Genomic DNA, 25,277 nt, shown 5'->3' with positions numbered 1-25,277 from the left:
GTCAGCCCTCGAGGCGCTCGTCGCCGAGGAACTCGATACCGAAACCCGACAGGCCGACATAGGCGCGCGACGAGGTCGCGAGGTTGCGGATCGAGGAGACGCCGAGGTCGCGCAGAATCTGAGCTCCGAGGCCGACCTCGCGCCACTGCGCGACCCGCTGGGCTTCCGAGCCCTCCTCAGCAAAGGTCTTCAAGGGGACGCCGGCCGTGCCGTCGCGCAGGTAGACGAGGACGCCGCGGCCCTCGGTTGCGAACCGGCGCATCACTGCCTCGATCTGGCGTCCACCCTCAATGACGTCGGCCACCACGTTCGAGCGGTGCAGGCGCACCAGCACGTCCTTGCCGTCGCCGATGCGGCCGTGGACGAAGGCGAATTGCTGCACGGTCTCGAACGGTGTGGTGTAGGCGTAGCCCGTCATCTCGCCGAACTCGGTCTTGACCGGGAAGCTGCCGACCCGCTCGACGAGGGTCTCTCGCGCCTGCCGGTAGGCGATAAGGTCAGCCACAGAGACGCGCTTGAGGTTGTGCAACTCCGAAAAGGCCGTGATCTGCGGGCCCTTCATCACCGTGCCGTCGTCGTTGGCGAGTTCGCAGATCACGCCCACTGGCGGGAGCCCCGCGAGCTTGCAGAGATCCACCGCCGCCTCGGTGTGACCGGAGCGCATGAGGACCCCGCCGTCCTTGGCAATGAGCGGGAAGACGTGGCCCGGGCGCACGAAATCGTCCTCGCCCATATTGCCGTTGGCGAGCGCCCGCACCGTGTTGCAGCGCTGCTCGGCCGAGATGCCGGTGGTGAGCCCGTGCTTGACGTCCACCGTCACCGTGAAGGCGGTGCCGAGCGGCGCGTCGTTCGAGGCCACCATCGGGTCGAGGCGCAGGCGCCGCGCCTCGGCGCGGGTCAGGGGCGCGCAGACGATGCCGCAAGTGTTGCGGATGATGAAGGCCATCTTCTCCGGCGTGCAGAGCGAGGCCGCGACGACAAGGTCGCCCTCGTTCTCGCGATCGTCGTCATCGGTGACGACGACGATCTCGCCGCGTGCATAGGCCTCGATGGCTTGCGTGACGTGGGTGTGGGGCACGGGCTGTCTCATGGCGTTTCGCGGATCGGACGGCGGCGGGCGCAGGCGGGCTCAGACCCGCGCGCCGACCTGCCCCCGATGGCGCAGATAGTGATCGGCGAGGACGCACGCCATCATGGCCTCGGCCACCGGCACGGCGCGGATGCCGACGCAGGGGTCGTGGCGGCCCTTGGTGACGAGGTCCACGTCGCGGTTGTCCCGCGTCACGCTCATGCGCGGGGTGAGGATCGACGAGGTCGGCTTCACGGCAAAGCGACAGATGACCGGCTGGCCGGTGGAGATGCCGCCGAGCACGCCGCCCGCGTGGTTGGCCAGGAAGGTCGGGGCGCCGGCATTGCCCGAGCGCATCTCGTCGGCGTTCTCCTCACCCCGCAGTGCGGCCGACGCGAAACCGTCGCCGATCTCGACGCCCTTCACGGCGTTGATCGACATCATCGCGGCGGCGAGGTCCGCGTCGAGCTTGCCATAGATCGGCGCGCCGAGCCCGGGGGGCACGCCCTCGGCCACGACCTCGATCACCGCCCCCACCGAAGAGCCGTCCTTGCGGATGCCGTCGAGGTAATCCTCGAAGAAGCGCGCCGTCTCGGGGTCCGGGCAGAAGAACGGGTTGGCGCTCACCGCCTCCCAGTCCCAGCGCGACCGGTCGATGGCGTGCGGGCCCATCTGCACCAGGGCGGCGCGGATGGTCAGGCCGGCCGGCAGAACCTTGCGCGCGACCGCGCCGGCGGCGACGCGGGCGGCGGTCTCGCGGGCCGAAGAGCGGCCGCCGCCGCGATAGTCGCGGATGCCGTACTTGGCATCGTAGGCGTAGTCGGCGTGGCCCGGCCGGTAGCTGTCGCGGATTTCGGAATAGTCCTTCGAGCGCTGGTCGGTGTTCTCGATCTCCAAGGCGATCGGCGTGCCGGTGGTCAGCTGGACGCCGCCGGTGCGGTCGTCGGCAAAGACCCCGGAGAGAATGCGGACCTGGTCGGCCTCACGCCGCTGGGTGGTGAAGCGCGACTGGCCAGGCTTGCGCCGGTCGAGCTCCGCCTGGATGTCCTGCGCCGAGAGGGCCAGCCCAGGCGGGCAGCCATCGACCACGCAGCCGAGGGCGACCCCGTGGCTTTCGCCGAAGGTGGTGACGCGAAACAGGTGTCCGAACGTATTATGCGACATGACGACCCCGCTCTAGCGCGGGTTTGCTCCAAGGGCCAGGGTGGCGGGCGCGGAGCCGGGTGGCGTCGGGCGCTCTTACCCGCGTGGCAAGAGCGCCCAGGACATGCTCGGGCGCCCGGATCGGGGAGCGCGCTTCGTCGGCGCGATCCCCCAAATGCGGGTTGCAGGCAGGTTGGCACCCGCTACAGGTTCCATATCCCCCGAGGGATCAGGATCTGCCTCACCCGCCCGGCGAAAGCCGTGGCGGGTTTTTCCTGGGATCACCGACACGTCCGCTTTGAGCCGCGTCGGAGACACAGGCAATCAATTCGGTCACCGATCGATCCCGCACCTCAACCGAGGAGGCCGAAAGTTATCGACCACCCTGCCAACCTGAGACGGCACAAGAGAAAGTAAGCCTGATCAGATTTCTGGCGATCCGAAGAGAATAACAGAAATCTAGACCCGTCGACGGAGATCGAGGGGTGGGCCTATATTATACAGCTGTTCGGAAACATCGAAAATCCTCCCTCGCCTTTCCCTATGAATCACAGCAGAAAATACAAACCTCGATGCTTTCGCCTTGCGACCTGCTACGGACAATCCGATCCCAGTCCGATGAGCACCGAGGCCAAAGTCAGCTCGCGGCACAAGGACCAAGGCGGCCGCATCCTTGACCTGTGTGCGGAACACCAACGGTAGGCGTCCGACCCGTGTGAGATTGCCCGGCGCGACCAGTACCGATGCAGCCTTCTCAAACGCGACGGCGGGAGGAAGCGCGTCGCGGTCATAAGCGTACCGCCGCATGCGGAGTACCAGCGGAAGCTCTTGCGGCTTGCACAGAATGCTTGCCCTCAGCCTTCCTTCGCCTATCCGACTTCCGGCTGCGGCGGACCTTTCGACGCTTGAGACAGTCGGACCACGAACGGATGAGAACAAGCCCGCCCCCGTGTTCCATTCGGCCCGACAGCGTTCACACACCAAAACCTGACGCCATTCACTTCAATCTGACGGCATCGATCAGCTCTGGCCTCGATGAATGGACCGCCACATAATTTGGAGGCCCCTGGAAGTTTTCGTTTCTCGGGTTGTACCCCATGAAGTCGACGCCCTTTGGCATAATCGGCCCAAGACGGAAACCGTGTCCCTCCAAAAATTTCCAGAAATCAACCAGTAAAAACTTACTGTATATATTGATCATCCCAAACTCAAACTGAATAATCGAAATATTATTCCCACTCAACACATCTGAAAAGCCAAGTAGAACTAGATCTTCAGCACCCTCGACATCCATCTTGAGAAAATCAATCGCGGTGATTCCGCTCGCTCGGCAATACTCATCGCCACGCCGGATTTCCACGCGACGAGTGGTCCAATGCCCCTTGTTAATGTCAGTACCCTCTATGAGGGAAGACAAACCATCCTTCTTCGAATTGTAGTTTATCTCAATATTACCCGCTCGATCGGCGAGACCAAAAGCATTGATGACGACCCTATCAGACCTCACGTTGCTCATGAACTTGGCATGCGTCTCAGGGACGATTTCGAAGGCATGAACTCGTGCCTCCTGAAATTTATTCAGGCAGGCATTGGTATACTCGCCCTTATTGGCACCGACATCGAACACCGTCTTTATGTCGAAGCGTGCCAATTTGTCGAGAAGATAGAGTTCGCCGTTCGTCCTCATATCATGATTCACGTTCATGTAGCTCTTGGCGTATAGATTTGCTGCCTGATACAAGACCGACGAAACCGGACCAAGGTTTTGGGACATCAACCGGATCACGTATTTCAGGGCACCCATAACCGAGATCTCCGGTGAATTCTGACTGAGGCTTGCGAAGACATTCGCTGTATATCGTTATCTGTTTGAGCGGACGCACTGCCCAAGTCCGATGATCGGTACCATCTGGTCTGAACATCCGAACGGTCAGATCCACAGCATCCGTCCTCGGAGACGGAATTCCAAGCTATGGTGGAGGAAGTGTCGTTCCGGGTTTTGGAGGTTTGCTACCTGATGCGCGTAAGCGACCTTACGCGCATCCAAGACTTCAGTTCGACCACTGCACGACCTGACTCGGCGAACGCAGAAAGATCAGGGTGCTGCCGGCGACGGCTAAAGCAAGGAACGCCGAAACGACCAGAAATAACCAACGGGGCACGGCGCCTACTATGAGCTTGCGAATCAGAATTGGCAGTCTGCAGAACCGGCATTTTTCCTAGACATGGTGGGCGGTGAGGGACTCGAACCCCCGACCCTCTCCGTGTAAAGGAGACGCTCTACCAACTGAGCTAACCGCCCGTCGCGCCTCGCTTCGATCGCAGGACGTGATGCTTCGTAACGGAAGGGCGGGAGGGCGCGCAACCCCCTCCCCCGGGCAGCCGTTCGGGTTCGGACATGAAAAAGGCCCCGGCATATGCGCCGGGGCCTCGTCTCATGTCAGGTTTGCGTCGCCCCTCAGTGGGCGATGACCGTCGCGGAATCCTCGTCGGCGATAACCGGGCGAACCTTCGGGGCAGGCTCCTCCCACTCGATCGCCTCGGGGACACGGACGAGGGCGTGCTGGAGCACCTGGTCCATCCGCGAGACGGGGATGATCTCCATCCCGTTCTTTACGCTGTCGGGCACCTCGGCGATGTCCTTGGCGTTCTCCTCGGGGATGAGCACCGTCTTGATGCCGCCGCGCAGTGCCGCGAGCAGCTTCTCCTTCAAGCCGCCGATCGGGAGCACGCGACCCCGGAGTGTGACCTCGCCCGTCATCGCCACGTCGCGGCGCACCGGGATGCCCGTCAGCGTCGAGATGATCGCGGTCGCCATGCCGATGCCGGCGGAGGGACCGTCCTTCGGAGTCGCCCCCTCTGGAACGTGGACGTGGATGTCCCGACGCTCGAAGAGCGGCGGCTCGATTCCGAAATCAACGGCCCGCGAGCGGACATAGCTCGCCGCAGCGGAGATCGACTCCTTCATCACGTCACGCAGGTTGCCCGTGACCGTCATCTTGCCCTTGCCGGGCATCATGACGCCCTCGATGGTCAGCAACTCGCCACCCACCTCGGTCCAGGCCAGACCCGTGACCACGCCGACCTGATCCTCCTCGTCGATCTCGCCGTAGCGGAACTTCGGAGCACCGAGGAACACCGGAAGGTTCTCCTCGGTGACGGCCACCGCCTTCACCTTGGTGATGAGGATTTCCTTCACCGCCTTGCGGATCAGGTTGGAGATCTCGCGCTCCAGATTGCGCACCCCCGCCTCCCGCGTGTAGCGGCGGATGAGCATGAGCAGCCCAGCATCGTCGATCTGCCATTCCTTGGTGTCGAGGCCGTGCTTCTTCACGGCACCCGGGATCAGATGCTTGCGCGCGATCTCGAGCTTCTCTTCCTCGGTGTAGCCGGCGATGCGAATCACCTCCATGCGGTCCATCAGAGGCGCAGGAATGTTCAACGTGTTGGCGGTCGTCACGAACATCACGTTCGAGAGGTCGTAATCCACCTCCAGGTAGTGGTCGTTGAACGTGGCGTTCTGCTCAGGGTCGAGGACCTCCAGCAGGGCGGCCGACGGGTCGCCCCGGAAGTCCATGCCCATCTTGTCGATCTCGTCCAAGAGGATGAGCGGGTTCGAAGTCTTGGCCTTGCGCATCGACTGCACGATCTTGCCGGGCATCGAGCCGATGTAAGTCCGCCGGTGACCGCGGATCTCGGCCTCGTCACGCACGCCGCCGAGTGACATGCGCACGAACTCGCGACCCGTCGCCTTGGCGATGGACTTGCCGAGCGAGGTCTTGCCGACGCCCGGAGGTCCGACGAGGCACAGGATAGGGCCCGTGAGCTTGTTGGCGCGCTGCTGAACGGCGAGGTACTCGACGATGCGCTCCTTGACCTTGTCGAGGCCGAAATGGTCCTCGTCGAGCATGACCTGGGCGCCGAGAAGATCCTTCTTCATCTTCGAGCGCTTGCCCCACGGGATGCCGAGCATCCAGTCGAGGTAGTTGCGCACGACGGTGGCTTCCGCCGACATCGGCGACATCTGGCGCAGCTTCTTCAGCTCCGCCACCGCCTTGTCCCGGGCCTCCTTGGTGAACTTGGTCTTCTCGATCTTCTCCTCGAGCTCAGCAAGTTCGTCCTTGCCGTCCTCGGAGTCGCCCAACTCCTTCTGGATCGCCTTCATCTGCTCGTTGAGGTAGTACTCGCGCTGGGTCTTCTCCATCTGCCGCTTGACGCGGGTCCGGATGCGCTTCTCCACCTGGAGCACGGAGATCTCGCTCTCCATCAGCGACAGCACGCGCTCGAGACGCTGGGCCACCGTGGGGATCTCGAGGATGGCCTGCTTGTCGGCGATCTTGACGGCCAAATGCGAGCCGACCGTGTCGGCGAGCTTCGAGGGCTCGTCGATCTGAGTCACCGCAGAGACGACCTCGGGCGAGATCTTCTTGTTGAGCTTCACGTAATTCTCGAACTCGGCGATGACCGAGCGCGCGAGGGCCTCCGCCTCAACGCTATCACCAAGCTCGTCAGTAAGGGTCTCGGCCTCCGCTTCGTAATAAGTGTCGGACTTCGAGAAGCGGGAAATCTTGGCGCGACCGGCGCCTTCGACCAGCACTTTCACGGTGCCGTCGGGCAGCTTCAGAAGTTGCAGTACGCTGGCGAGCGTCCCGATCTTGTAGATCGCGTCCGTCGAGGGGTCGTCCTCGCTGGCGTTGATCTGCGTCGCCAGCAGGATATGCCGGTCCGTGCGAACCGCCTCCTCGAGGGCGCGGATCGACTTCTCGCGGCCGACGAAGAGCGGCACGATGATGTGCGGGAACACGACGATGTCGCGAAGCGGCAGGACGGCGTAGGAGCCCGTCGAGCCCGGAACGACGGGCTGGCGCGATTTCGATTGAGTCATATCGGACTTCCTCATGATGGACGCCGGGCAGTCGCTCCTCCTCCGGAGCAAGCATCCTGCCAGGGGCCGACCGGGCCGCGAGGGGGTCGGAAGTGTCGTGGGAGACTGTCTTGGGAACGGTCTTGAACGATGCGGCTGGTGGCGGGACACCGCACCTCAGGGGGTGAGCATGCGGCCATCGCGCTGAGGCTTGAGATGGAAATCGGGGCGGATGTTTTCAAGCATCCGCCCCGAGGCACCACCCAGACCTGACGAGACCCCGATCGGGCCTCAGGCGCTGACGCTGGCCGGGGCTTCCTTGTTTCGGTCGCCGTGGATGTAGAGCGGCCGCGACTTGCCATCGACGACTTCAGGACCGATTACCACCTGCTCGACGGAGTCGAGGCCAGGCAGGTCGTACATCGTCTCCAGGAGGATCGTCTCCAGGATAGAGCGCAGGCCACGCGCGCCGGTCTTCCGCTCGATCGCCTTTCGGGCGACCATGGAAAGCGCTTCGTCCTGGAACGTCAGATCGACATTCTCCATCTCGAACAGGCGCTGGTATTGCTTCACCAGAGCGTTCTTGGGCTCCTGGAGGATGCGCTTGAGCGCGGTCTCGTCGAGGTCCTCGAGGGTCGCCAGCACGGGCAGGCGGCCGACGAACTCGGGGATGAGGCCGAACTTCAGCAGATCCTCGGGCTCGACGTTGCGGAAGATCTCACCGGTGCGGCGATCGTCTGGGGCCTGCACGGTCGCGCCGAAGCCGATCGAGGTGCCCTTGCCGCGCGCCGAGATGATCCGCTCCAGGCCCGCGAAGGCGCCGCCGCAGATGAACAGGATATTGGTGGTGTCGACCTGCAGGAATTCCTGCTGCGGGTGCTTGCGGCCCCCCTGCGGAGGCACGGAGGCGACGGTGCCCTCCATGATCTTCAGGAGCGCCTGCTGCACGCCCTCGCCCGAGACGTCGCGGGTGATCGACGGGTTGTCGGACTTGCGCGAAATCTTGTCGATCTCGTCGATGTAGACGATGCCGCGCTGGGCCCGCTCGACGTTGTAGTCGGAGGCCTGGAGCAGCTTGAGGATGATGTTCTCGACGTCCTCGCCGACGTAGCCGGCCTCGGTCAGTGTCGTCGCGTCCGCCATGGTGAACGGCACATCGAGGATGCGGGCGAGCGTCTGCGCGAGCAGCGTCTTTCCCGAACCCGTCGGCCCGATCAGCATGATGTTCGACTTCGCCAACTCGACGTCGTTGTGCTTCGAGGCGTGGGCGAGGCGCTTGTAGTGGTTGTGGACCGCGACCGAGAGGACCTTCTTCGCGAAGTCCTGGCCGATGACGTAGTCATCGAGGACGCGGCGGATCTCCTTCGGGGTCGGCACCCCGTCGCGCGACTTCACCAGGGAGGACTTCGATTCCTCGCGGATGATGTCCATGCACAGTTCGACACACTCGTCGCAGATGAACACCGTCGGGCCCGCGATCAGCTTGCGGACCTCGTGCTGGCTCTTGCCGCAAAACGAGCAGTACAGCGTGCTCTTCGAGTCGTTGCCGCCAGTCTTGCTCATATCGGTCTCCGTTCGCGGGCATGGCGCCGGTCCGGGGCGCACACGCATCCTTCGAATTTAATGGCGTCCGCCTAAAGAAACAGTCACCTGCGCGCTTCTGCCGGCCTCGATCAGACTGGCGATGCAAGCACGCGACCGCGACGGGATCAAGGCAGGGCTCAGAAAAGCGTCCCGCCTCTAAACGACGCGCCGGGCCTCGCGGCCCGGCGCGCGGTCGGTCAGGCCGCGGCCGGCTCGGGCCGCTTCTGGATCACTTCGTCGATGAGTCCGAACTCCTTGGCGGCGTCGGCCGTCATGAAGTTGTCGCGCTCCAGCGCGTTGACGATGGCGTCGTAGTCGCGCCCCGTATGCTTCACGTAGATCTCGTTGAGGCGCTTCTTGAGGGCCTCGATCTCGCGGGCATGGATCAGGATGTCGGTGGCCTGTCCCTGGAAGCCGCCGGAGGGCTGGTGCACCATGATGCGGGCGTTCGGCAGGGCAAAACGATGGCCGGGTTCACCAGCGGTGAGGAGCAGCGAACCCATGGACGCGGCCTGACCGACGCAGAGCGTGGTCACGGGGCAGCGGATGAACTGCATGGTGTCGTAGATCGACAGGCCGGATGTCACGACGCCGCCCGGCGAGTTGATGTAGAAGGAAATTTCCTTCTTGGGGTTCTCGGCCTCGAGGAAGAGCAGCTGCGCGACGATCAGCGACGCGCCGTAATCCTCGACCGGGCCGGTGAGGAAGATGATGCGCTCGCGCAGCAGGCGCGAATAGATGTCGAAGGCACGCTCACCGCGGCTCGACTGCTCGACCACCATGGGCACGAGCGCACTGTTATAATAGTCGACCGGATCTCTCATCATCACGTGCCCCAGATTCAAGGGGTCCGGCCGCGCCGCGAATCGGGCGCGCGCCGGACGTTTCAGCGAACTACGGCGATGGTGAACATCGCCTTACTCTCGGCCCGCCGCCCTCGTGGAGCAGGCGGGATCAATCGGCCTTGGCGACGGCGGGAAGGGCCTCTTCGCCGCTCGGGGCCGCCTCGTCCGTCGCGGCGGCCTCGGCTTTCGCCTCGGTGCCTTCTGCCGCGGCGTCCTCGTCGGCGAACAGCGCCTCCTTCGAGACCACCTCCTCGACGAGCTTCACCTGCGCGAGGACGTGGTCGACGACCTTCTCCTCGAAGATCGGCGCGCGCAGCTCGGCGAGCGCCTGGGCGTTCTTGCGGTAGAAGTCCCAGACCTGCTGCTCCTGGCCGGGATACTGCCGCACCCGGGCGATCAGCGCCTGGTTCACCTCGTCGTCCGTCACCTTGATATCGGCCGTCTCACCGGCCTGCGCAAGCACCAAGCCGAGACGCACGCGGCGCTCGGCGATTTTGCGGTACTCGGCGGTGGCCTTCTCCTCGGTGGTGCCCTCGTCCTCGAAGGTCTTGCCGCGGGTCTTCAGATCCTGCTCGACCTGGGCCCACACGGCGGCGAACTCCTGGTGAACGAGGCTCGGAGGCAGATCGAAGGCGTACTTGGTGTCGAGGGCGTCGAGGAGGTCCTTCTTGAGCTTGCGGCGGGACTGCGCCTCGAAGTCGCTGCCGATGGCGGTGGAGACAGCCTCCTTGAGCTTCTCCAGCGATTCCATGCCGAATCCCTTGGCGAGCTCGTCGTCGATCTTGGTCTCGCCGGGGGCCTGGATCGCCGTCACGGTGACGTCGAACTCGGCGTCCTTGCCGGCGAGCTGCTCGGCGCCGTAGGCCTCAGGGAAGGTCGACTTGACGACACGGCTTTCACCGACCTTGGCGCCGACGAGCTGGTCCTCGAAGCCGGGAATGAACGAGCCGGAGCCGAGCTCCAGGTCGATGCCCTCCCCCTTGCCGCCCTCGAACTCGGTGCCGTCGATGCGGCCGACGAAGTCGATGGTGACGCGGTCGCCGGTCTCGGCGGGGGCGCCCTCCTCGCGGGGGGCAAAGGCGCGGTTGGACGACGCCATGCGGGTGATGGCCTCGTCAACCTCCTCGTCGGAGGGCTTGGCCACCTGCTTGGTCAGGCTGACGTCGGACAGGTCGACGAGCTCGAAGGTCGGCAACACCTCGAGGGCGACGTTGAAGGAGACGTCGTCCTTGGCGTCGAGCGCCCGCTCGACGATCGACTTCTCGCCGGGGAACTCGATCTTGGGCTCAAGGGCGAGCTTGAGGTTGTTCTCGGAAACGATCTTCTGGTTCGCCTCGTTGACGGCGTTCTGCAGCACGTCGGCCATCACGGAGCGGCCGTAGAGCTTGCGCAGGTGCGCGACCGGCACCTTGCCGGGGCGGAAGCCCTTGATCTGGGCCTTGTCCTTCAGGGTCGACAGCTCGCTCGTCAGGCGCTCCTCGAGCTCGTTCGCGGCGAGCAGGACCTGAAACTCGCGCTTCAGTCCCTGGGAGAGTGTCTCGGTCACCTGCATGGTCGTCTTTCCGCTGTCGTCCGTGTGATCGCGTGGTGTCGTTCGGTCCCTCGCGGTCCGCCGATACGGACCGGAACGAGGTCGGCGACAGGACATCGCGCCGCCGAGGGGCCGACTCCCTACGGCGGGCCGGGCGGCCATCGCTATGAGCCAATCCGTTCCCGACGGCGAAGGACTGGTGCGGGCGGAGGGGCTCGAACCCCCACGTCTTGCGACACTGGAACCTAAATCCAGCGCGTCTACCAGTTCCGCCACGCCCGCAAGCGCCAACGCCCAGCGCGCATTCCGCCGCCAGAGCGCGGTCCTATAGCACGCGCGCCACGGGCCGCATCAAAAAAAGTCGGGACCGTCCCGGTTCGACGCCGTGCGCCTTTCATCGCTGCTCGCGCGGTTGGAATCCGGAGGAGCCGCATTCTACAAGCGCTGCGCGGACGCGCCCGCGCCGAGCCCCTCTCCGAATCTCCGAGGTTCCATGCCGAAGCCCCGATCGCCCGCGCCGCACGCTTCCGTCTCGGTTCCGCGCCGCGTCCTGCTCGGCGGAGCAGCGGCCCTGGCCCTGGCACCGCGCGGGACGATGGCACAGGCAGGAAAACCCAAGGGACCTGTTTCGCCGTCCGGCGAAGCGCCATCCGCCGGCCCCGAGCGGATCCTGAGGGCCGCGCCTGGCAGCACGCGCCTGAAGCCCGAGCCCGCGGCCGCGACGCCGGTCTGGACATTCGACGCGACATCGCCGCCGCCCGTGGTGCGGATCAAGCTCGGGGAGACCGTCCGGCTCAAGGTCGAGAACCGGACGGACAAGCCTCTCAGCCTGCACTGGCACGGGGTGCGCAACCAGAACCCGATGGACGGCGTCGGCGGCGTCACTCAAGCACCGATCGCCCCCGGCGCCGATTTCTCCTACGCGTTCGTGCCGCCCGATGCCGGCACCTTCCTGATCCGCCCTCTGGTGATAGGCGGATCGAGCGAGCCTTCGGGGCGCGGCCTCGCCGGAGCACTCGTGGTGGAGGAGGCCTCGCCCCCGGCGGCCGATCAGGACCTCACACTGCTCATGCAGGACTGGCGGATCGAGGAGGATGCCAGTCTGCTGCCGTTCGGCCAGACCGCGTTCGCGGCGAGTTCAGGCCGCCTCGGCAGCTTGGTGACTCTGAACGGGGCCCCGGTTCCGGCGACGATCACGGGGCGGCCGGGCAGCCGGGTGCGCCTGCGCCTCGGCAACGTCTGCAACGCGCGCGGCACGCGCATCCGCTTCGACGGCGTGAAGGTCTACGTGCTGGCGGTGGACGGGCAGCCCACCGACACCTTCGAGCCCCTGCGGGCCACCCTGCCCTTCCCGCCCGGCACCCGCTACGACCTGATGCTCGACCTGCCGACGGAGGCCGGCGCCACCGGCAGCGTCACGGCTCTCGTCGGCAACGGCCTCGTGCTCGCGACCCTGGCGGTGGCGGGCCAGCCCGTCGCCCCGGCGCGGCCGGCGATCACCAAGATCGGTGAGAACGCCCTCCTGCCCGCCGAGGTGAAACTCCAGAACGCGGTCCGGCGCGATATCACGATCACGGGCGGCGCCCGCATCGACAAGGACAAGCCGGCGGCGGAACCCGTCTATACCGGCGATCCGGCTCGGATCTGGGCGGTGAACGGCGCCAGCGGCAGCGCCGGCCTGGCGCCCCTGTTTTCCGTGAAGCGGGGCCAGGTGGTGGTCCTGGCGATCAAGAACGCCACCGCCTTTCCACAAGCGCTCCACCTGCACGGGCACGCCTTCCGGCTGCTCCATCCCCTCGACGACGGTTGGGAACCCTACTGGCTCGACACCTTCCAGCTCCTGGAGGGCCGCACGGCCCGCATCGCCTTCAAGGCGGACAATCCGGGCCGCTGGCTCATCAGCTCCACGGTTCTGGAGCGCTTCGACACCGGGCTCTGGACATTGTTCGAAGTGACCTGAGCGCCGGACGCCGGTCAGGCGCCGAGGAGCGCCCGCAGCACCTGCGGCATCAGTTCCGGCAGGTCCTCGGCGATGAGGCCCGGCCCGTGGCGCAGGCCCGCGTCGCCGTGCAGCCAGACGGCGGCGCAGGCCGCCTCGAACGGCTCCATGCCCTGCGCGAGCAGCCCCGCGACCAGCCCGGCGAGCACGTCGCCGGAACCGGCCGTGCCGAGATAGGGGGTGCCGTGATCGTTGATCGCGGCGCGGCCGTCGGGCGCCGCGATGACCGTGTCGGCGCCCTTGAGGACGACGACGGCCCCGGCGAGGGCGGCCGCGCGCCGCGCCCGCTCCAGCTTGCCGGCTTCCGGATCGAGCGCGCCCGTCCCCTCGAACAGGCGGGCGAACTCGCCCTCGTGCGGCGTGAGCACGGCCCGGGCGTCGCTGTCCGACAGGTGTGCCGCAAGGAGGCGGGCCTGCCCCTTGAAGCTCGTCAGCGCATCCGCGTCGAGGACGAGGGCGCGCCCCGTTGCGGCCGCCACCGCCACGAGATCGCGGGTGCCCGAGCCGACGCCGAGGCCGGGGCCGGCCAGCACCACGTTCAGGCGCTCGTCGACCAGGAGGTCGTCGAGATCGTCGGCGCCGTCGCAGGCGCGCTGCATGATCGCGGTGCAGTGGGCGGCATTCTCGGCGAGGGCGCCGGTCGGCGAGACCAGGGTGACGAGCCCGGCGCCGACGCGCAGGGCGGCCCGCGCCGCCATCCGGGCGGCACCGGTCTTCGTGGCCGGCCCGGAGAGCACGAGCGCGTGCCCGCGCGTGTACTTGTGGCTCGCTGCGTTCAGGCGCGGAAGGAGGTGGCTCCAGAGGTCCGGACCGTTGCGCCAGAGGGCGGGGGCCTCGGCGAGCCCGGCCGCGAGATCGGCGTCAGTGGTGCCGATCTCGGCCAGATGGAGGGCGCCGCACAGGTCGCGACCGGGCTGGAGAAGGTGCCCCGGCTTCAAGGCCACGAAGGTAACGGTCTCTGTCGCGCGGAAGGCCGCGCCGCGCACGGCGCCGGTATCGCCGTCGACGCCGCTCGGCACATCCACCGCCAGAACGGTGGTGCCATATGCGGCGAGACGCGCGGCCAGGGATGCAACATCCGGCGCGAGGTCCCGGGCGAGCCCGGCCCCGAAGAGCGCGTCGATCGCGAGGGCGTAGTCCCCGAGTTCGCCGACCTCCGTCAGGGTGCCGACCGGACCGGTCCAGCCGGACGCGGCGAGGGCCGCGTCGCCGGACAGGGCCGCGACCGGCGCGAGGGCGACGAGGTGCACCGCGAAGCCCGCCTCGGCGAGGAGACGGGCGGCCACGAAGCCGTCGCCGCCGTTGTTGCCGGGACCGCATAGGACGAGGATGCGGCCGCCCTCGCCGGCCAGGAGGCGCGCCCGCTCCGCCACCGCCGCGCCGGCCCGCTCCATCAGCACGCGGCCGGGCGTTCCGCCCGCGATGGCGGCCGCATCGACCCGGCGCATCGCCTCGACGTCAAGCAGGCGCTGCGTCGTCATCGGGAATTCCTCCTGCAATGCCTGTCCGGGACCCACGAAACCGCTTCGGACTCTGGCATTCGCCCAAACGATTTGCCGCCTGTGCACGTTCGTTGTGCAGTTTTCCGCCGTCTCAGAGCAAAACGGCGTGGCGAAGGCCGGACGGCGATGATACCAACGATGGGTCAAGCAGCATCGAGGTCAGGCCCGCCCGGCATGAAGAAGATCGAAGCGATCATCAAGCCTTTCAAACTGGACGAGGTGAAGGAAGCTCTTCAGGAGGTCGGCCTCCAGGGCATCACCGTGATCGAGGCGAAGGGCTTCGGGCGCCAGAAGGGCCACACCGAGCTCTATCGGGGTGCCGAGTACGTCGTCGATTTCCTGCCGAAGGTGAAGCTCGAGATCGTCCTGTCGGACGCGCTGGTGGAGGGGGCCGTGGAGGCGATCCGCAAATCCGCCCAGACCGGGCGCATCGGCGACGGCAAGATCTTCGTCTCCACCATCGAGGAAGCCATCCGCATCCGCACCGGCGAGACCGGGACCGACGCGATCTGAAGTCTATAGGCCTCGGTTCCGTGGCGCAGGCCGGATGCCGGCTCAAGCCGGTCACCGATCCGCGGGACTGGCAGGACTTCCATCGTATCCGACACACCGTCCTCTGGGTGCCGCGTGGCCGGACGGACTACGACGCGAACCACCCGGACGATCGCCACCCCGACCACCATCCCCTGCTGCTCACCGACGGCGATACCGCCCTCGGGGTCGTTCGGATCGACGACCGCCGCGACGGGACCGGGATCGTCCGCCTCGTGGCGATCGTACCGGAGCATCAGGGCCGGGGGCTCGGCCGCCGGCTCGACGAGGCGGTGCAGGAACGAGCCCGGCAATTCGCCATCCATACGCTCCATGTCAACGCCGCCCCCGACGTGGTCGGCTTCTACGAAGCGACGGGATGGCACCGCTTCACCTGGGACGCGGCCGAATTGGTCGGGCACGCGGCCGACTGCATCCAGATGCGCAAGATCCTGATGCCCTGACGGAATCCGTCACGGACTCCCGATGTCGTCATGGCCCGCGGCCCGGTCTCGAAGCGCCCGAAGACAGTTCTAAGTTTCTGTTTTTGCGTCTCTTCTGGCGGCCGCCCGGCGCCGGAGGCCTTTAAATTGCGCTGGCCCGGAGGCTCCACCTGCGCTAAACGCTCGACGCCCAAGGCGACGACGCTCAAGGCGCTCGACGTCCGAGACCCTTCCGCTCTGCGGCGCGCCGGTGCACGCTGCGGCAAAACCACGGCCGCAACGGGCCGAGACATGAAGGAGACCCCCAAGGATGGCCAAGACTGCAGCCGACGTCCTGAAGGAAATTAAGGACAACGACGTCAAGTACGTCGACCTTCGGTTCACCGATCCGCGCGGTAAGTGGCAGCACGTCACGTTCGACGTCTCCCTCATCGACGACGAGATGTTCTCCGAAGGCACGATGTTCGACGGCTCGTCGATCGCCGGCTGGAAGGCCATCAATGAATCCGACATGCTGCTGATGCCGGACCCGGCCACCGCCTGCATGGACCCGTTCTTCTCGGCCTCGACCATGTCGATCGTCTGCGACGTGCTCGAGCCCTCCACGGGCGCGCCCTACAGCCGTGACCCGCGCGGCACCGCCAAGCTGGCCGAGGCCTTCCTGAAGTCCACCGGTATCGGCGACACCATCTATGTCGGCCCCGAAGCCGAGTTCTTCGTGTTCGACGACGTGAAGTTCGGCTCCGACCCCTACCACACCGGCTTCCAGCTCGACTCGACCGAGCTGCCGACCAACGGCTTCACCGACTACGAGGGCGGCAACCTCGGCCACCGCGTCGCCACCAAGGGCGGCTACTTCCCGGTGCCGCCGCAGGACTCGGCGCAGGACATGCGCGGCGAGATGCTGGCCGCCATGCAGTCCATGGGCGTGAAGGTCGAGAAGCACCACCACGAGGTGGCCTCCGCCCAGCACGAACTCGGCATGAAGTTCGACACCCTGACGCTGCTCGCCGACCACATGCAGATCTACAAGTACTGCATCCATCAGGTCGCCCAGAGCTACGGCAAGACCGCGACGTTCATGCCGAAGCCCGTCTACGGCGATAACGGCTCGGGCATGCACGTGCACCAGTCGATCTGGAAGGACGGCAAGCCGCTGTTTGCCGGTGACAAGTATGCCGACCTCTCCCAGGAATGCCTCTGGTACATCGGCGGCATCATCCGCCACGCCAAGGCGCTCAACGCCTTCACCAACCCGTCGACCAACTCCTACAAGCGCTTGGTGCCGGGCTACGAGGCCCCCGTGCTGCTCGCCTACTCGGCCCGCAACCGCTCGGCCTCCTGCCGTATCCCGTGGACGACGAACCCGAAGGCCAAGCGCGTCGAGGTCCGCTTCCCCGACCCGATGGCGAACCCCTACCTCGCCTTCTCGGCCCTGCTGATGGCCGGCCTCGACGGCATCATCAACAAGATCGATCCGGGTGCCGCCATGGACAAGGATCTCTACGACCTGCCCCCGCGCGAGTTGAAGAAGATCCCCACCGTCTGCGGCTCGCTCCGTGAGGCCCTGCAGAACCTCGACCGCGACCGCGCCTTCCTCAAGGCCGGCAACGTCTTCACGGACGACCAGATCGACTCGTTCATCGAGCTGAAGATGACGGAGGTCATGCGCTACGAGATGACTCCGCACCCCGTCGAGTTCACGATGTACTACTCGCTCTGAGAGCGACCGGGCCGGGCGCCTGGCCCGGTCCCTTCGAGACGATCCGAAACGCCGGGGCTCCGCGAGGGGCTCCGGCGTTTCGCGTTCCGCCGGCCGGCGAAGTTCCATCAGCGGATCGACAAAATCAACCTGCGCCTGCAATTTGAATCTCTGGATTGCACACCGCTGGAGCACCTCTTCGGGTCCGTGCTCGCCGACGGCGCCCCGGAATGACGGGGTTAAGCCGGATGCGATCGCATTGCCTGAAGGGAGAGGGGGTCCGTCGCGAGCGTCATGATCGCGACGATCCGTTGAACGGCGCGTCACGCCTTTGCGTGCCGGACCGGAAAGGTGACGGATTGCGACGCACCGACAAGCCCAGGCCGAAACGATCGAAGGAGCGATATCCGAAGCCGAGATTGCAGAGCTCAGCGGAATTCGAAAGCTTGGCCCTCGCCTTCATCGAAGGCCTGGACGACATGGGAGATACGATGGAGGAGATCCTGCGAACGGCCGTGTCTCCGTTCCGGGGCGAAGATCGGTTGAAACTTCGGAAATACCTCGACGACATCACCGCGGATCGCATTTCCGATGCGGAGCTGACGCGGCTTTGGAACGCGACCCCCGCGAACGTCGTGTTCTACGAGCAGGGCGGCCTTCGCAGATTTCTCAGACTGATCCGCGACCGGCTCTGATCCGTCCTACTGCGCCACTCCCGGTCGGATGCCGTTAAGATCCCGACGACGGAACCATGATCTTTCCAACGGGCTTGCCGCCCCGACGTGAGGGCCGCGACTGCGAATGCCGAAGGACGAGAACGAGGATGCGCGATCCCGCCGGGGCGGACGGCTGGAGCGCGCCAATGCCCTGGTGCAGACCCTGGCGATCGTCGCGGCCGGCGCCTGGGCGGTCTACACCTTCATCTACGAGGCCCGGATTAAGCCGGCCCTGGAGCCGCCAGCCGTCTCGGTGACGACGAGCCTCGTGCGGGCGGGCGAGCGTGGCCAGCACGTGGCGATCCGCTCCACGGTGACGCGCAAGAACGTCGGCCAGACCGGCGTGCGCGTGCTCGGCCTCGTCTACAACGTCACCGGGGTGCGTGTGCGGTTCGACGCGGAAGCCGGCACGAAGCCTGCGGGTGGAACGACGTCCGCCGATCGCACCATCGCGGCCCGCGCCTACGGCTTCGCGGGTCCCGGCGAAGCGATCCTGCGCGAGAGCCGCCTGTTCGCCGGCGCCACCGAGGCGGGGGGTGACCCCTCCGAGCTCAACCCGGGCGAGACCGTCTCACGCGACCTCATCGTGTATGCCGACCGCGACCGCTTCGACTTCGTTCGCTTCGAGGCCGGCCTCGCCTATACCAAGGCGGACGAGCCCCCACTCCACCTGACCTTCGCGACCGCACCGGACGGCACCCTGACGCTGAAGCCGAAGGCCGATTGCGGCGTCGCGCCGGAGACCTGCGCGCGGCTGAAGACCACCGATTTCGCCACCGAATTCTCCCTCTGGTGAAGGCACGCGGCGACGGCGACCTTGGGTCCGCACGAATTCCGCAGGAAACCGGTAGATTCGGCGATCGTGCCTCGCGGCTGCGGGCATATCGGCGAAGCGTGCAGTCCCGAGGGGCATCGGGCTCATCGCGCGATCTTGCGCGCGCGCACCGCGCGGCCGGCCCCGATTCCGGCGACATCGCCCTCGCCGTGGCGTAGGCTCGACACAACGGGCTACCGCGACGCGCGAGACGGCCACCAAGATTCCGGGAGTGAAGTGCCATGCGGATGTCCAGACCCGCCGGATCCAGCCCTGCCCGAGCGGTCGATTCCGCCCGCCTCCACCGACGTGTCCTCCTCGCCTGCCTCGCCCTCGCGCCCGCCATCCTCGCGCTGCCGGCGCGCGCCGCCGAGACGCAGGCCTACAGCGCGCAAGCCTTCACAGCGGCCCAGAAGGCGGGCAGGCCGATCCTCGTGGAGGTGAGCGCACCCTGGTGTCCGATCTGCAAGACGCAGAAGCCGATCCTGGCCAAGCTGGGCGAGCAGGCGCGCTTCAAGGACCTGCTGATCTTCGACGTCGACTTCGATACGCAGAAGGATGTGCTGCGCCGCTTCGACGCCCGCATGCAGAGCACCCTGATCGCCTTCAAGGGCGAGACCGAGACCGGCCGTTCGGTGGGCGAGACGCAGCCCGAATGGATCGAGAGCCTCGTCGAGAAGACCCTCTAGGCCGAGCCGATGGCCACCGGGCTCGGCCTCGCCTTCCTCGCCGGGCTGCTCTCGGTGCTCTCGCCCTGCGTCCTGCCGCTGCTGCCGCTGGTGCTGGGCGCCGCCGCCTCCGCGCATCGGCTCGGCCCCCTCGCGCTGGCCTCCGGGCTGGCCCTCGCCTTCGTGGCGGTCGGCCTGTTCGTCGCCACAATCGGTTTCAGCCTCGGCCTCGATAGCGGCCTGTTCCGGACGGGCGCGGCCGGGCTCATGATCGTGCTCGGGCTCGTGCTGATGCTGCCCGTGGCGCAGACCCGCCTGGCGGTGGCGGCCGGCCCCGCGAGCAACTGGATTCAGGCTCGCTTCGGCGGCGTCTCCGGCATCGGCCTCTCCGGCCAGTTCGGCGTCGGCCTCCTCCTCGGGACGGTCTGGAGCCCCTGCGTCGGTCCGACGCTGGGCGCGGCGTCGCTCCTGGCCGCGCAGGGGCGCGACCTCGGCACCGTCGCCCTGACGATGCTGCTCTTCGGCCTCGGCGCGGCCCTGCCCCTGGTCGTCCTCGGCACCCTCTCCCGCGCGACGCTGATGCGCTGGCGCGACCGCATGATGGGCCTGGGCCGGGGTCTCAAGGCCGCGCTCGGCCTCACCCTGGTCCTGACGGGCCTCGCCATCGTGCTCGGCTACGACAAGGCCCTGGAGACGTTCCTGGTCGATGCCTCACCGGATTGGCTGACGCGGGCGACGACGCGGTTCTGAGAAACACCGCGCCCGCATCGAGACGACGAAGATCGACCGGCTCCCGGGCCGCTTGCCGGTAAGCGCGAGGATTGAGGGTGCGGCGAAGGTTCGCTAGCCAGGATTCTTCGCCGAGCGGATGGCGCCGGCGTTCAGGAGCGACCTCATGTCCCTCGTCGTCCCCGTGATTCTTGGTTCCGTCCGGTCGGACCGCCAGGGCCTGCGCGCGGCCCGGTTCGTCATCGCCGAACTTCAAGCGCGCGGCATCGAGGCGCCCCTGGTCGATCCGGCCGAACTGAAGCTTCCGCTCCTCGACCGGATGTACAAGGAATATCCGAAGGGTGGAGCGCCAGCATGCCTCGAGGATCTGGCCACGCTCTATCGCCGCTCGGACGCCTTCCTGGTCGTCTCGGCGGAGTACAACCATTCGATTCCGCCGGCCCTCGCGAACACGCTCGACCACTTCCTCGAGGAGTATTCCTGGCGGCCGTCCGGCATCGTCTGCTACTCGGCGGGACAGTACGGGGGCGTGCGTGCGGCGATGCAGCTGCGGGCGATGATGGCCGAGCTCGGCGCGTCGAGCATTCCATCGCTGCTGCCGATCCCCCGCATCGGCAAGGCCCTCGACGAGGCCGGCGCCGCGCAGGAGGCCTGGCTGCCGAAGGCTGCGGCCCGCTTCCTCGACGAACTGGTCTGGTACGCCGAGGCGCTTCAGGCGCAGCGGGCGAAGGGAACGCCCTACTGAGACGCGATCCGGCCCAGAGCCTCGATATGGCGCAGGGCTTGCGCGTTGGGGCCGACCGATCCCTCGCGCCGAGCGCCATCCATGCCCGAGACCGCCGCCACGGACATCCGCACCCTCCTCGCCAACCTCGTGCGGGCCGCGCTGATGTCGGACGACCGGGCGAGCGCCCTCTGGCGCGAGGCGGCGCGGCCGATTCAGGCCGAGCTCGCCGCCGATCCGGCCCGCGTCGAGGGCCTCAACGTCGAGGGGTTCTGGACCCTGGCGGTGCGCGAGGCCGAGGCCCCGGAATACCGTGAGGCGGAGAACCAGGTGCAGTTCGGTTTTCCCGCCCTGTGCCCCTTCACCCTCGCCGAACTCACCGCCCGGGACTTTGACATCGACCGGGCCGTCGAGCGCCTGCGGAAATCAGCCGCCACCGGCTGAACCCTGTCGACGGCGCCGCCTCTGCCGTTGCCGGGGCAGACGCGGACGCCCATGTTACAAGGACCGGAACGCATTCGCGTCCCCGGCTTCCAATCCTTCCCGCGTATGGCCTCGCGCCCGCGCAGCGAGCCCCGCCTTGGCAAAACGCATCGACCCCAATCCCGGCCCCGCCGCCCTCCCCTCGCGTGAGCAGATCGTCGCCTTCATCGCCGCCTCCACGGAGACCGTTGGCAAGCGCGAGATCGCGGCGGCCTTCAACATTAAGGGCGCCGACCGGATCGGCCTGAAGCGCATCCTCAAGGAAATCGAGGCGGACGGCGCCATCGCGCGCGGGCGCGGTGGCCTCGCACCCTCCGGGCGCCTTCCGCCGGTGGTGCTCGCCGACATCACCGCGCGCGACCGGAACGGTGAGTTCCTGGCCAATCCCGCCGAGTGGGACGTCGGCAACGGCCCCGCGCCCCGGATCACCGTAGCGGCCCCGCGGGGCGCGAAGCGCCCCGGACAGCCGGCCGCAGGGATCGGCGACCGCGTGCTCCTGCGCGTCGAGGCGAGCCCCGCCGAACCGGGCCGCTACACCGGCCGGGTCATCAAGACCCTGGGCAAGAACAAGTCGGAGATCATCGGCGTCTATCGGGCCGGCCCCGAGGGCGGCCGCATCATTCCCGTCGAGAAGCGGGCGCAGGGGCGCGAGATCGCGATTCCGGCGGGCGAGGAGGGCGAGGCCCGAGACGGCGATCTCGTCAGCGTCGTCCTGCAGCGCGAGAGCAGATTCGGCCTGCCCCAGGGCCGCGTGCGCGAGCGCCTCGGCGCCCTGGGCTCGGAGAAGGCCGTCAGCCTGATCGCCTTGCACCTGCACCACATCCCGCACGTCTTCGCCGCCGCCACCCTGGCCGAGGCCGACGCGGCGGTACCAGTGGGTCTGGCGGGGCGCGAAGACTGGCGCGACGCGCCGCTTCTCACGATCGACCCCCCCGACGCCAAGGACCACGATGACGCCGTGATGGCGGTGCCCGATCCGGACCCGGCCAATGCCGGCGGCTTCGTCGTCACCGTGGCGATCGCGGACGTCGCGGCTTACGTCCGGACGGGCTCGGCCCTCGACCGCGAGGCGCTGATGCGCGGCAATTCGGTCTACTTCCCGGACCGGGTGGTGCCGATGCTGCCGGAGCGCATCTCGAACGATCTCTGCTCCCTGCGCGAGGCCGAGGACCGGCCGGCGCTCGCGATCCGGATGGTGATCGGCGTCGACGGGGTGAAGCGGCGCCACAGCGTCCACCGCGTGATGATGCGCTCGCGCGCCAAGCTCAGCTACGCCCAGGCGCAAGGCGCCATCGACGGCACGCCGGACGCGGCCACCGCCCCCCTGCTGGAGCCGGCGCTGCAGCCCCTCTGGGCCGCCTACGCGGCGCTGCGCCAGGCCCGCGACGCGCGCGGCCCCCTCGCCCTCGACCTGCCGGAGCGCAAGGTCGTGCTCACCGTCGACGGCGCGGTGGACCGCGTGGTGGTGCCGGCCCGCCTCGACGCGCACCGGCTCATTGAGGAATTCATGATCCTGGCCAACGTTGCGGCCGCCGAGACCCTGGAACAGGCGCGGCAGCCGCTGATCTACCGGGTGCACGACGAACCCGCCCTGGAGAAGATGCGCGCGCTGGGCGAAGTGCTCGCCTCCATCGGCATCAAGCTGCCGAAGGAGAGCGCGCTACGCCCGACCCTGTTCAACCGCATCCTCGCCAGCGTGGCCGAGACGGAGCACGCGACCTTCATCAACGAGGTGGTGCTGCGCTCGCAGGCCCAGGCCGTCTACGCAGCCCAGAACCTCGGACATTTCGGCCTGAACCTGCGTCGCTACGCACACTTCACCTCGCCGATCCGGCGCTATGCCGATCTCATCGTCCATCGCGCCCTGATCGCGGCCTGCCGGCTCGGGAATGACGGCCTGTCCTCCGAGGTCACGGTGGCGGCCCTCGACCAGATCGGCGAGCAGATCTCGGCGGCCGAGCGGCGGGCCATGGCGGCCGAGCGCGAGACGATCGACCGTCTGATCGCCCACCACCTCGCCGACCGGGTCGGGGCGACCTTCACGGGTCAGATCTCCGGCGTCACCCGGTCGGGCCTGTTCATCAAGCTCGACGAGACCGGCGCGGACGGCTTCGTGCCGATCTCGACGATCGGGGCGGATTACTACCGCCACGACGAGGCCAAGCATGCCCTCGTGGGCGAGCGCTCGGGCGAGACCCATCGCCTCGGCGACCGCGTCGAGGTCCGCCTCGTCGAGGCGGCCGCCGTCGCCGGAGCCCTGCGCTTCGAGCTTCTGTCGGAAGGGCGGGCCCGGCCGGACCGGGGCGGCGGCGAAGCTCCGCGGGGCCGGGGGCCCGTCCGCAAGCCCGGCGCGCCGGGGCGCCCGGCCGGCATCAGGACGGGAACGCGCCATCGCGGGTCGCGTCGCTGATGCGGAGCGTATAGACACCATGGCGCGATCCCCCAGGAGCCCCGAATGACCGCGACGATCGAGACCGGCTCCGGCACGCGCACGGGCCTCGTCCGCGCGATGGCACGCGGATTCGTCGGGCGCTGCCCCCATTGCGGCGAGGGACGCGTCTTCGGCCGCTTCCTCAAGGTCCGGCCCGACTGCGCTGTCTGCGGCCTCGAACTGGCGCATCACCGGGCGGACGACCTGCCGCCCTACATCGTCATCTTCGTCATCGGGCACATCGTCGGCTACTTCCTCCTCGAGACCGAGATGAACTACGACGTTCCGCTCTGGTTTCAGCTCACCTTCTGGCCCCTGGTGACGCTGCTGGGCTCCCTTGCCCTGCTGCAGCCGGCGAAGGGGGCGGTGGTCGGCCTGCAATATGCCCTTGGCATGCACGGCTTTGCCAAGCTACCGGTGTCGCCGAACGCGGAGATCGAGGAGACGCAGCATGGACCAGATCACGGACATGCTGCCGGAGGCGCTTCCGCCTGAGACGCCGGCCCGCGCGGCCGCCCTGCGGCCCCGCAATGCCGCCACGCTGATCCTGATCGACCGGACCCGGCGCACCCCAAAGATCCTGATGGGCCGGCGCCATCCGGGCCTCGCCTTCATGGCGGGCAAGTTCGTGTTTCCCGGCGGCCGGATCGAGCGGGCGGACCGCCACATGCCCGTGGCGGGCGCATTGTCGGGACGGGCGAACGACGCTCTGGCGCAGCGCGTGCCGCGCGGCGGCGATGGCCTGGGCCGTGCCCTGGCGCTGGCGGCAATCCGGGAGACCTACGAAGAGACCGGCCTGATGCTGGGCACCAGCGCGTACGGCCCGCCGGAAACCGCCCCCCCTGGAAGCTGGAGCGCGTTTCGCGAAGCCGGCGTGCTGCCGGACCTCGAGGCCCTGCACCTCATCGCGCGGGCGGTCACGCCGCCGGGCCGGGTCCGCCGGTTCGACACGCGCTTCTTCGCGGCGGATCGCACGACGATCGCCCACACGGTGCCGGACGTCGTCTCGGCGGCTTCGGAACTCGTCGAACTAATCTGGGTGACGTTCGCGGAGGCCCGACGCCTCAACCTGCCGCGCATCACCGGCGTGGTCCTCGACGACCTCGAGATCCAGGTCAGGGGCGGCTTCGCACCCTACCTGCCGATCCCGTACTATTACGAGCGAAGCGGCAAGCGCATGCGCGATCTCCTGTAAGCCAAAGGAACCCCTTCCCGAAACCACCCGTTGGAAAGACCCAAGTAACGCGGCGTGGAGGTGTATGATGTTGAAGGGCGGTCTGCTTTGGTTGATCGGAATTCCGATCCCGATAATCCTTCTGATCTATTTCTTCACGTCCTGGTTGCACTGACGGGATTCTCGTATCCGGTCTGAACACGAGAACGCCCGCCGCGCTTGAGAGCGTGGCGGGCGTTTGTTGGTTTGGTTGCGGGGACAGGATTTGAACCTGTGACCTTCAGGTTATGAGCCTGACGAGCTACCGGGCTGCTCCACCCCGCGC

The 25,277-nt window shown here is 67.3% G+C and carries 21 protein-coding genes and 3 tRNA genes; 13 read left to right on the top strand and 11 right to left on the bottom strand.

Annotated elements, in window-relative coordinates:
* Window position 1: 1 nt before the first annotated feature.
* From ribB to MKK58_RS24855, 9 genes are all read right to left on the bottom strand, one after another.
* Window positions 2–1,078, bottom strand: coding sequence for a 3,4-dihydroxy-2-butanone-4-phosphate synthase (gene ribB, locus MKK58_RS24895; RefSeq protein WP_243915831.1), 1,077 nt, complete (start codon window positions 1,076–1,078; stop codon window positions 2–4).
* Window positions 1,079–1,129: 51 nt separating this feature from the next.
* On the bottom strand, window positions 1,130–2,233 hold the full coding sequence (gene aroC, locus MKK58_RS24890) for a chorismate synthase (RefSeq protein ID WP_243915639.1): 1,104 nt from the start codon (window positions 2,231–2,233) through the stop codon (window positions 1,130–1,132).
* Between the two features lie 976 nt (window positions 2,234–3,209).
* Entirely contained in the window at window positions 3,210–4,016 is an 807-nt protein-coding gene (locus MKK58_RS24885; protein WP_243915638.1) for an FkbM family methyltransferase, read from the bottom strand.
* Between the two features lie 422 nt (window positions 4,017–4,438).
* Window positions 4,439–4,514 (bottom strand) — tRNA-Val (locus tag MKK58_RS24880).
* A 156-nt stretch (window positions 4,515–4,670) separates the two neighbouring features.
* Window positions 4,671–7,097, bottom strand: a complete 2,427-nt coding sequence (lon, locus tag MKK58_RS24875) for an endopeptidase La (RefSeq protein WP_243915637.1) — start codon at window positions 7,095–7,097, stop codon at window positions 4,671–4,673.
* Between the two features lie 270 nt (window positions 7,098–7,367).
* Entirely contained in the window at window positions 7,368–8,639 is a 1,272-nt protein-coding gene (gene clpX / locus MKK58_RS24870) for an ATP-dependent Clp protease ATP-binding subunit ClpX (RefSeq protein ID WP_238276775.1), read from the bottom strand.
* 218 nt (window positions 8,640–8,857) lie between these two features.
* Window positions 8,858–9,484 carry an ATP-dependent Clp protease proteolytic subunit gene (locus MKK58_RS24865; protein WP_243915830.1) on the bottom strand — a complete coding sequence of 209 codons (627 nt, stop codon included), beginning with the start codon at window positions 9,482–9,484 and terminating at the stop codon, window positions 8,858–8,860.
* 130 nt (window positions 9,485–9,614) lie between these two features.
* On the bottom strand, window positions 9,615–11,057 hold the full coding sequence (gene tig, locus MKK58_RS24860) for a trigger factor (protein WP_243915636.1): 1,443 nt from the start codon (window positions 11,055–11,057) through the stop codon (window positions 9,615–9,617).
* A 176-nt stretch (window positions 11,058–11,233) separates the two neighbouring features.
* Window positions 11,234–11,318: transfer RNA gene (locus tag MKK58_RS24855), tRNA-Leu, on the bottom strand.
* A 211-nt stretch (window positions 11,319–11,529) separates the two neighbouring features.
* On the opposite strand from MKK58_RS24855, the gene MKK58_RS24850 reads away from it, so the two are divergent.
* Window positions 11,530–12,996 (top strand): multicopper oxidase family protein, encoded by a 1,467-nt coding sequence (locus MKK58_RS24850; protein ID WP_243915635.1) that lies wholly within the window; start codon window positions 11,530–11,532, stop codon window positions 12,994–12,996.
* Window positions 12,997–13,010: 14 nt separating this feature from the next.
* On the opposite strand, the gene MKK58_RS24845 is transcribed toward MKK58_RS24850, so the two are convergent.
* Complete coding sequence (locus MKK58_RS24845) at window positions 13,011–14,516, bottom strand: NAD(P)H-hydrate dehydratase (RefSeq protein ID WP_243915634.1); 1,506 nt, start codon at window positions 14,514–14,516, stop codon at window positions 13,011–13,013.
* 195 nt (window positions 14,517–14,711) lie between these two features.
* Between MKK58_RS24845 and MKK58_RS24840 the strand changes: the two genes are divergently transcribed.
* The 12 genes from MKK58_RS24840 (at window position 14,712) to MKK58_RS24785 (ending at window position 24,973) form a co-directional block, all read left to right on the top strand.
* Window positions 14,712–15,050: a P-II family nitrogen regulator gene (locus MKK58_RS24840; RefSeq protein ID WP_003600526.1), complete on the top strand. Its 339-nt coding sequence runs from the start codon at window positions 14,712–14,714 to the stop codon at window positions 15,048–15,050.
* Window positions 15,051–15,070: 20 nt separating this feature from the next.
* The gene (locus MKK58_RS24835; protein WP_243915633.1) at window positions 15,071–15,532 is read left to right on the top strand and encodes a GNAT family N-acetyltransferase; all 462 of its coding nucleotides are present in this window, start codon (window positions 15,071–15,073) and stop codon (window positions 15,530–15,532) included.
* A gap of 289 nt (window positions 15,533–15,821) precedes the next feature.
* The gene (glnA, locus tag MKK58_RS24830) at window positions 15,822–17,234 is read left to right on the top strand and encodes a type I glutamate--ammonia ligase (RefSeq protein WP_243915632.1); all 1,413 of its coding nucleotides are present in this window, start codon (window positions 15,822–15,824) and stop codon (window positions 17,232–17,234) included.
* A gap of 425 nt (window positions 17,235–17,659) precedes the next feature.
* The gene (locus MKK58_RS24825; protein WP_243915631.1) at window positions 17,660–17,908 is read left to right on the top strand and encodes a hypothetical protein; all 249 of its coding nucleotides are present in this window, start codon (window positions 17,660–17,662) and stop codon (window positions 17,906–17,908) included.
* 106 nt (window positions 17,909–18,014) lie between these two features.
* The gene (locus MKK58_RS24820) at window positions 18,015–18,725 is read left to right on the top strand and encodes a hypothetical protein (RefSeq protein WP_243915630.1); all 711 of its coding nucleotides are present in this window, start codon (window positions 18,015–18,017) and stop codon (window positions 18,723–18,725) included.
* 266 nt (window positions 18,726–18,991) lie between these two features.
* Window positions 18,992–19,432 (top strand): thioredoxin family protein, encoded by a 441-nt coding sequence (locus MKK58_RS24815; RefSeq protein ID WP_243915829.1) that lies wholly within the window; start codon window positions 18,992–18,994, stop codon window positions 19,430–19,432.
* A 9-nt stretch (window positions 19,433–19,441) separates the two neighbouring features.
* Window positions 19,442–20,161 carry a cytochrome c biogenesis CcdA family protein gene (locus MKK58_RS24810; protein ID WP_243915629.1) on the top strand — a complete coding sequence of 240 codons (720 nt, stop codon included), beginning with the start codon at window positions 19,442–19,444 and terminating at the stop codon, window positions 20,159–20,161.
* A 145-nt stretch (window positions 20,162–20,306) separates the two neighbouring features.
* Window positions 20,307–20,885 (top strand): NADPH-dependent FMN reductase, encoded by a 579-nt coding sequence (locus MKK58_RS24805; protein ID WP_243915628.1) that lies wholly within the window; start codon window positions 20,307–20,309, stop codon window positions 20,883–20,885.
* A gap of 81 nt (window positions 20,886–20,966) precedes the next feature.
* Entirely contained in the window at window positions 20,967–21,308 is a 342-nt protein-coding gene (locus MKK58_RS24800; RefSeq protein ID WP_243915627.1) for a hypothetical protein, read from the top strand.
* 136 nt (window positions 21,309–21,444) lie between these two features.
* Entirely contained in the window at window positions 21,445–23,757 is a 2,313-nt protein-coding gene (rnr, locus tag MKK58_RS24795) for a ribonuclease R (RefSeq protein ID WP_243915626.1), read from the top strand.
* A gap of 45 nt (window positions 23,758–23,802) precedes the next feature.
* Window positions 23,803–24,273: a DUF983 domain-containing protein gene (locus MKK58_RS24790; protein ID WP_243915625.1), complete on the top strand. Its 471-nt coding sequence runs from the start codon at window positions 23,803–23,805 to the stop codon at window positions 24,271–24,273.
* Window positions 24,230–24,973, top strand: coding sequence for an NUDIX hydrolase (locus MKK58_RS24785; protein WP_409565316.1), 744 nt, complete (start codon window positions 24,230–24,232; stop codon window positions 24,971–24,973). The genes MKK58_RS24790 and MKK58_RS24785 overlap by 44 nt, the downstream gene beginning before the upstream one ends.
* A gap of 226 nt (window positions 24,974–25,199) precedes the next feature.
* On the opposite strand, the gene MKK58_RS24780 is transcribed toward MKK58_RS24785, so the two are convergent.
* Window positions 25,200–25,276: transfer RNA gene (locus tag MKK58_RS24780), tRNA-Met, on the bottom strand.
* Between the last annotated feature and the right edge of the window lies 1 nt (window position 25,277).

The sequence above is a fragment of the Methylobacterium sp. J-078 genome, from assembly GCF_022829285.1.
Taxonomy (GTDB): Bacteria; Pseudomonadota; Alphaproteobacteria; order Rhizobiales; family Beijerinckiaceae; genus Methylobacterium.
Note: the sequence above shows the minus strand (reverse complement) of the source record. Positions and strands in the feature narration are given on the sequence as shown.

Excerpts from the sequence above, each read along its gene's own strand:
- MKK58_RS24850 (WP_243915635.1), top strand. The coding sequence starts at position 11,530 with ATGCCGAAGCCCCGATCGCCCGCGCCGCACGCTTCCGTCTCGGTTCCG.
- aroC (WP_243915639.1), bottom strand. The coding sequence starts at position 2,233 with ATGTCGCATAATACGTTCGGACACCTGTTTCGCGTCACCACCTTCGGC.
- MKK58_RS24840 (WP_003600526.1), top strand. The coding sequence starts at position 14,712 with ATGAAGAAGATCGAAGCGATCATCAAGCCTTTCAAACTGGACGAGGTG.
- MKK58_RS24785 (WP_409565316.1), top strand. The coding sequence starts at position 24,230 with ATGGACCAGATCACGGACATGCTGCCGGAGGCGCTTCCGCCTGAGACG.
- clpX (WP_238276775.1), bottom strand. The coding sequence starts at position 8,639 with ATGAGCAAGACTGGCGGCAACGACTCGAAGAGCACGCTGTACTGCTCG.
- MKK58_RS24820 (WP_243915630.1), top strand. The coding sequence starts at position 18,015 with ATGCCGAAGGACGAGAACGAGGATGCGCGATCCCGCCGGGGCGGACGG.
- MKK58_RS24885 (WP_243915638.1), bottom strand. The coding sequence starts at position 4,016 with ATGGGTGCCCTGAAATACGTGATCCGGTTGATGTCCCAAAACCTTGGT.
- MKK58_RS24810 (WP_243915629.1), top strand. The coding sequence starts at position 19,442 with ATGGCCACCGGGCTCGGCCTCGCCTTCCTCGCCGGGCTGCTCTCGGTG.
- glnA (WP_243915632.1), top strand. The coding sequence starts at position 15,822 with ATGGCCAAGACTGCAGCCGACGTCCTGAAGGAAATTAAGGACAACGAC.
- MKK58_RS24800 (WP_243915627.1), top strand. The coding sequence starts at position 20,967 with ATGCCCGAGACCGCCGCCACGGACATCCGCACCCTCCTCGCCAACCTC.
- tig (WP_243915636.1), bottom strand. The coding sequence starts at position 11,057 with ATGCAGGTGACCGAGACACTCTCCCAGGGACTGAAGCGCGAGTTTCAG.
- MKK58_RS24845 (WP_243915634.1), bottom strand. The coding sequence starts at position 14,516 with ATGACGACGCAGCGCCTGCTTGACGTCGAGGCGATGCGCCGGGTCGAT.
- lon (WP_243915637.1), bottom strand. The coding sequence starts at position 7,097 with ATGACTCAATCGAAATCGCGCCAGCCCGTCGTTCCGGGCTCGACGGGC.
- MKK58_RS24790 (WP_243915625.1), top strand. The coding sequence starts at position 23,803 with ATGACCGCGACGATCGAGACCGGCTCCGGCACGCGCACGGGCCTCGTC.
- MKK58_RS24805 (WP_243915628.1), top strand. The coding sequence starts at position 20,307 with ATGTCCCTCGTCGTCCCCGTGATTCTTGGTTCCGTCCGGTCGGACCGC.
- MKK58_RS24815 (WP_243915829.1), top strand. The coding sequence starts at position 18,992 with ATGTCCAGACCCGCCGGATCCAGCCCTGCCCGAGCGGTCGATTCCGCC.
- MKK58_RS24865 (WP_243915830.1), bottom strand. The coding sequence starts at position 9,484 with ATGAGAGATCCGGTCGACTATTATAACAGTGCGCTCGTGCCCATGGTG.